The organism is Clostridium thailandense (assembly GCF_019207025.1).
In the GTDB taxonomy this organism is placed as follows: Bacteria; Bacillota; Clostridia; order Clostridiales; family Clostridiaceae; genus Clostridium_AM; species Clostridium_AM thailandense.
In genome coordinates this window covers 1-2,944 of sequence record NZ_JAEEGC010000224.1, presented here as the reverse complement: position 1 = coordinate 2,944, position 2,944 = coordinate 1, and the positions used below count along the sequence as shown (strand labels likewise).

Annotated in this window: 2 protein-coding genes and 1 pseudogene; all 3 read right to left on the bottom strand. The window is 35.6% G+C overall.

From position 1 onward, the window contains the following. Window positions 1-67: 67 nt before the first annotated feature. Window positions 68-1,663, bottom strand: a complete 1,596-nt coding sequence (locus tag I6U48_RS28810; RefSeq protein WP_218323957.1) for an L-lactate permease — start codon at window positions 1,661-1,663, stop codon at window positions 68-70. A 131-nt stretch (window positions 1,664-1,794) separates the two neighbouring features. Next, window positions 1,795-2,739: an electron transfer flavoprotein subunit alpha/FixB family protein gene (locus I6U48_RS28805; protein WP_218323956.1), complete on the bottom strand. Its 945-nt coding sequence runs from the start codon at window positions 2,737-2,739 to the stop codon at window positions 1,795-1,797. Window positions 2,740-2,760: 21 nt separating this feature from the next. After that, window positions 2,761-2,944, bottom strand: a pseudogene (locus I6U48_RS28800) (electron transfer flavoprotein subunit beta/FixA family protein); the annotation flags it as partial.

Below are 2,944 nucleotides of genomic sequence, written 5' to 3'. Positions count from 1 at the left end.
CTGTCAATTGATTATACTGAGTCATAATAAAACTTCCTTTCTAAATTTTTTTAACCTATACTCAGGTTTATATTAATGTTCCTAAAAAACATATTACGCCACCAATAACTACATAAAGTACAAAATATTTAAACACGCTTCCTAAAATCTTACTTTCCGAACCAGATTTACCAATTGCAGTTGCACCAATTGCAATACTTTGAGGGCAAATCATCTTTCCAATACCTGCTCCAAGAACATTTGCAGCTGCCATCCATGATGCAGAAAGTCCAAGATTTTGAGCTGTTTTTGCTTGTAATCCTCCAAATAAAACACTGGTTGATGTACCTGAACCTGTAACAAATGCTCCAATAGCTCCGATTAATGGAGAAATCGCTGGATATGCTCTTCCTGTAACTACAACTAAAAGACTTGCAATATCTGCAATCATTCCACTATAACCCATTACCTTTGCTACTGACATAACTGCGCAAATTGTAGCCATTGCTTTCCAGTTTGCTTTTAATGTAGCAATCAATACCTCTAACATTGTTGATGCTTTTGCACCTTGAATAATACCTCCAATAATTGCAGCAACAAAGATTATAACACCTGGTGTATTGACCCAACTAAAAGTCAACTTACCTCCACCTTTGCCAGCATATACAACAGCAACGGTTTTGTATTTTGCAATTAAATGATTAATTGTTGGACATAAAGTTGATGTAATTATTAACATTATGAATATTAATATGAATGGACTCCATGCCTGTACTGCTTTACCAAAGGATATAGCTTCTCCGTTATTAAGAGTTACTGATGCAGCTGTTTCTTCTTTAGTTACTGGTAAAGTTGTTTCTTCCTTCTTATCCTTAGTTTCAATGCTATACTCGTCTTGAGGTTTTTTATTTAGGATTCTTGCTGCAATAACCGTACATATCATACAACAAATAGAACCTACTATATCTGGTAATTCAGCTCCAACTACTGTTGCTGTAACATACCAAGGTAGTACAAATGATAATGCTGCAACTAATGTGATAACAAATGCTCCTCTTAATGCCTTTATTCCACCACCCACAATACATACCATAATAAATGGACTGATGAAGCTAAGAATTACTTCAATCATTGCAGTATTTGCTGCTAATACGTGAGATGTAATTCCAGTTACTGATGAAAGTGTTACTAGAGGTATTCCAACCGATCCAAAGGCAGTTGGTGTACTATTGGCAACTAAACAAGCTACAACGGCTGCAAATGGATTTAATCCAACACCAGCCAGCATAGATGCTGGAATAGCAACTGCTGTACCGAATCCTGCCATACCTTCCATGAAGTTACCAAATCCCCATCCAATAATTAATACCAAAACTCTCTTGTCAATAGAAACTCCAGCAAGCATTTTCTTTATGGAGTCCATTGCACCTGTACGTAAAGTCAAATTATATGCAAACAAAGCTGCAACAATAACTAAACAAATTGGCCATAAGGCGTTGAGTACTCCCTCTAATACTGCCGATATAGTATACAGTGCATTCAATTTCCAAAAACCGATAGATAAAATTACTGTAAGAATAAGTGCAATAAAAGTAGCTTTATGACCTGCCATTTTTAACTTACTCAATGCAACTATGAGCCAAATAATTGGTAATATAGCTAATAAAAATTTTACAAATAACATTTATTTTTCCCCCTATCTAATTTTTCTGATGTTACCATTTATATTTTGATCATATAACCCTTCCCTCATTATCTGGACCTATCTTTAATAGTTCTTAAATAAAAAATTTTACAAATAATTTCATAGAAGCTTTACTTTGCTTCTTCTTTTGCTTTCTTCATTTCTTCAATCATAACTGGAAGAATTTCATTTACATTTCCAACAATACCTACATCAGCAATTTCAAAAATTGGAGCCTCTTCATCTTTATTAATTGCCACAATATAATTAGAACCTGACATACCTGATGTATGTTGAGTTGCTCCAGAAATTCCACATGCAATATAAAGTTTTGGTGTTACTATCTTTCCTGATTGTCCAACTTGATGTGAACGACAAATCCACCCATCTTCAATTGGTGGTCTTGTGGCACCTACCACGCCTCCAAGTACATTTGCTAATTCCTCAACAAGTTTGAAGTTTTCTGCATTTCCCATTCCACGACCGCCAGAAACAATAATTTCTGCTTCCTCCAAGTTAACAGCTTCACAAATGTCCTTTACCTTATCAATAATTTTTGCCTTAATAGCATCTGCTGGAATTTCTACTTTTTTCTCTGTAACAGCTGCCTTAGAGCCTTCTTCAGGTTTTGGAAAACTTCCACTTCTAACTGTAACTACTGCTGTGCCTTCTATTTCGATATTTTCTAAAACTGTACCACCATAAGCCGGTCTAGTATATATAACTTTACCATCAGTTTTACTCATTCCTATTACATCACTTACACAGCCTAAACCCATACGTCCTGAAATACGTGGTGCAATATCTTTAGCTAGCGCTGTATTTGATAATAAAACGATCTCTGGATTTTGTTCCTTAACAACTTCTTCCAATACTGCTGTAACCGTATCACAATCTGAAGCAGTGTCTATACAAATAACAGGAATTCCAAAAGCAGCTACCATATCTGCAGCAGCTCGACTGCCTACAATAAGAACTGTTCCTTCTGCATCTAATGCCTTAGCTGCACTAATCAATTCAAGGCTTCCACCTAGTACTTTTTCCCCATCTGTTTCCATGAACAATAATGCTTTCATACTTCTATTTTCCCTCCTTAATTAGATTGCCTTATCTTTTTTCATTTGTTCTAAAGCAGTACTTACTGCAAGTACAGCATCTTTTTCTTGAATTTTGATACCAGACTCTCTCTTAGGTGGCTCAACATATTGAGTGCAGCATACTTTAACTTGTTTTACCTCTCCAATTTCTTCAGCTGAATAGGTTGGAATAACTGCCTTACGG